General features: G+C 37.6%; 4 protein-coding genes. All 4 read left to right on the forward strand.

Annotated elements, in window-relative coordinates; all coding sequences use genetic code 11:
- Window positions 1-173: 173 nt before the first annotated feature.
- The 4 genes from KV40_RS35245 (at window position 174) to KV40_RS24955 (ending at window position 2,959) form a co-directional block, all read left to right on the forward strand.
- A complete protein-coding gene (locus tag KV40_RS35245; RefSeq protein WP_072013898.1) occupies window positions 174-479 on the forward strand; it encodes a helix-turn-helix domain-containing protein in 306 nt (101 codons plus the stop codon).
- The gene (locus tag KV40_RS36405) at window positions 445-1,293 is read left to right on the forward strand and encodes an IS630 family transposase (RefSeq protein WP_052055940.1); all 849 of its coding nucleotides are present in this window, start codon (window positions 445-447) and stop codon (window positions 1,291-1,293) included. Before KV40_RS35245 ends, KV40_RS36405 begins: the two co-directional genes overlap by 35 nt.
- Before the next feature lie 67 nt (window positions 1,294-1,360).
- A complete protein-coding gene (locus KV40_RS33700; RefSeq protein WP_072013782.1) occupies window positions 1,361-2,515 on the forward strand; it encodes a transposase in 1,155 nt (384 codons plus the stop codon).
- A gap of 192 nt (window positions 2,516-2,707) precedes the next feature.
- Window positions 2,708-2,959 carry a type II toxin-antitoxin system VapB family antitoxin gene (locus KV40_RS24955; protein WP_036487059.1) on the forward strand — a complete coding sequence of 84 codons (252 nt, stop codon included), beginning with the start codon at window positions 2,708-2,710 and terminating at the stop codon, window positions 2,957-2,959.
- Window positions 2,960-2,999 lie beyond the last annotated feature (40 nt).

The raw sequence follows: 2,999 nt of genomic DNA on the forward strand, positions 1-2,999 counted from the left end.
AGCGTGGGCGGCTTTGAGGCGGTAGCCTCTGTGGGTCGCACCGCTTCTGCATCTTATACTTACTGATTTGCCTTTCGTCTTTGCTTAAATGGCGATCGTAAGTTTTCAGCTAATACCAGTTCTCAAAAGTCATTGGAGACTTAGTTTAGATATAAAATAACAAAAAAAAGCTAATGTCTGGAGTACCAAAAGTTGAAATCTCTGAATCGGTAGAGACACTAAAGTCTCTGATGAAGCAACAAAAAACTGCCTTAAACCATGCTAGAGTACAGAGCCTATATTTACTCAAAATAAATGTAGCCGAAACAGTGAGATATTTAGCTGTAATTATGGGAAGGTCTGAATCAACCATACACTATTGGCTTCAATTATATAAAACTGGAGGGATAGCAAAACTGCTGGAAGAACCACCTCAAACAGGAAGACCTAAAAAGCGCGTGGGGGATGCTGGGGCTTCCCCAGCATATCCAACCACGTAAGACGATTGACATAGAAACGGTAGCTAAAATTCAGCAAGAGTTATCTGACTCCGAAGGATTTGATAGTTATCAAGAAATAAAATTGTGGCTTAAAGTATGCCAAGATATTGAAATAAGTTATCCGACAGTACAGAGAATTGTTAGATATGAATTGAAAGGAAAATTAAAAGTAGCTCGACCTATTCATGAGAAGCAACAACCAGGAATAATCACAGCATTTAAGAATCACTTTGCCGAGAGAATAAAAGGATTAACCAATGAGATTAAAGAAAAATGGGGAAATAAGCCAAATATATCTTATTGGTTTCAGGACGAAACCAGATTGGGATATCGTACAGAATCTGGTCAGAAAATAACAAGAGCTGGAGTTAAGCCCAAGCAAATTTTACAATGGCATTACAGTTATTACTATATTTACGGTTTGGTAGACTCTGTAGGAGGGAGAAGCTTCTTCTATGAATTTTCACGTTTTAATTCTAATTGTTTGGGAGCTTTTTTAGAACAATTTTCAATTGAACACAGTCAGGAAATACATATTATTCAACTAGATAATGCCCCAGTTCACACTGCACAAAAATTAATAGTTTCTGAAAATATTATTCTTTTCTTTCAACCTCCTTACTGTCCTGAACTCAATCCTATTGAGCGAGTCTGGCAATACATAAAACAAAGACTCAAAAACTTATTTTTTACTAGCATTGATGATGTTAAATCAATGGTTCGGACAATTTTAGGAAAGAAGACAAAAAAAAGCTATCCATCAGATAAGGTAAAAGTATTGAATGATTACCGCAAATGGACAGCATCAAAATAATTATACAAAGCCTACTGGTTTCAGTGGGTGATTTAGCAAACCCCAACAAAAATTTCTGATAACCTTATTGTCAACTCTTATCATTGTTTGTGGACGAGCTACTTTCACCAACTTAAGTCGTTACAGTCAAATTTGTGAGCGTACCTATCGAAGACAGTATCAGCGTTCATTCAACTTTATAAGATTCAATCAAACATTAATTCAGCAAGCAATTGAACCTCATTCTCAAATAATCTTGGCAGTAGACTGCTCATTTATCCCTAAGAGTGGCAAACAAACTTATGGTCTAGATTACTTCTACAATGGGAGTGCAGCTAAAATAGAAAAAGGGCTGGAAATATCAGCAATGGCAGTAGTAGATGTCACCAATAACATCAGCTACAGTCTTAGTGTTCGACAAACACCAGCAACATCAAAGGCTCAGACAAAGTCTAAATCAGAGAAGAGTCAACAACCTGAAACAACTAGAATCAATCACTATCTTCAACAACTAGCAGCAACTCGCCCTTATCTTCCACCCTCGCTACAATATGTAGTTACCGATGGATTTTACAGTAAAATCAAGTGGGTCAACGGAGTTACAGATTTAGAACTAGAAGCAATTGGTAAATTGCGTCGAGATGCCGATTTACGTTACCCAGATCAAGGTGAGTACTCTCGACGAGGTAGACCTCGTAAATATGCTGGCAAAGTCGATTTGACTGACTACAGCAACTTTGAGTGGGTAACTCAATTAACAGATGATATGGAGTTATACACTGCTGTTGTCTGGTCAATTAGTCTCAAACGCAAAATTCGCTTGGTTTATCTACTTAGAACTTCTGAATCAAGCTCCAGCAGTTATGCAGTTTTATTCTCCACCGACCTCAAACTAGATGCTTACTCTATTTATCTCTACTATAAGGCTCGCTTTCAAATTGAGTTTTTGTTTCGTGACAGCAAGCAATTTACTGGTTTAGCCGATTGTCAGGCTCGCGATCGCGCCAAACTTGATTTTCATTTTAATAGTTCTTTGACTGCTCTTAATCTTGCTAAATGGGATGCTGTTCAACAACATGATTGTGATACCGATTTTGTCTTTTCAATGGCAAGTTATAAACGGCGTGCGCTCAATCATCATTTACTCGAACTATTTATTGACCAGTTAGGTCTTGAGCCAACTTTGATTAAATCCCATCCCAATTACTACAACCTTTATGACTATGGAACTATAGCTGCTTAGTTTTGTCCGAACCATTGTAAATATAAAGTTGCTAATATTCTTAACTCCTTATCAGAGGATGTTATTCATTCTTTGACTGGCTGGCAATATATTTTAGATGCTCTATCTCTCTAGCTACTTTCGAGAATTGGTATAATACACCCCTTTTTCGATTAATTCTATAATATAGAAATAAAGGTAGAAGGTGGAAAAATGCCTCTTAGTATTAAAGACAACAAAACAGATGCTTTGGTTCGTCAGCTAGCCGAATTGACGGGTGAGACTATTACTGAAGCTGTCTTTGTAGCAGTCAAAGAACGGTTAGAGCGTTTGAAAACTTCTCATTCTTCCTATTCTCTGGCTGAAGAACTCGATGCTATTGCCCAGCGATGTGCTGCTTTACCCGTATTGGATTCTCGTTCGCCCGAAACAATAATCGGCTATGACGAAACAGGACTGCCTTAGCGTAATGGTAATTGACTCCTCAGCGTTAATAGCGATTTTT

This window comes from Myxosarcina sp. GI1 (assembly GCF_000756305.1).
GTDB lineage: Bacteria > Cyanobacteriota > Cyanobacteriia > Cyanobacteriales > Xenococcaceae > Myxosarcina.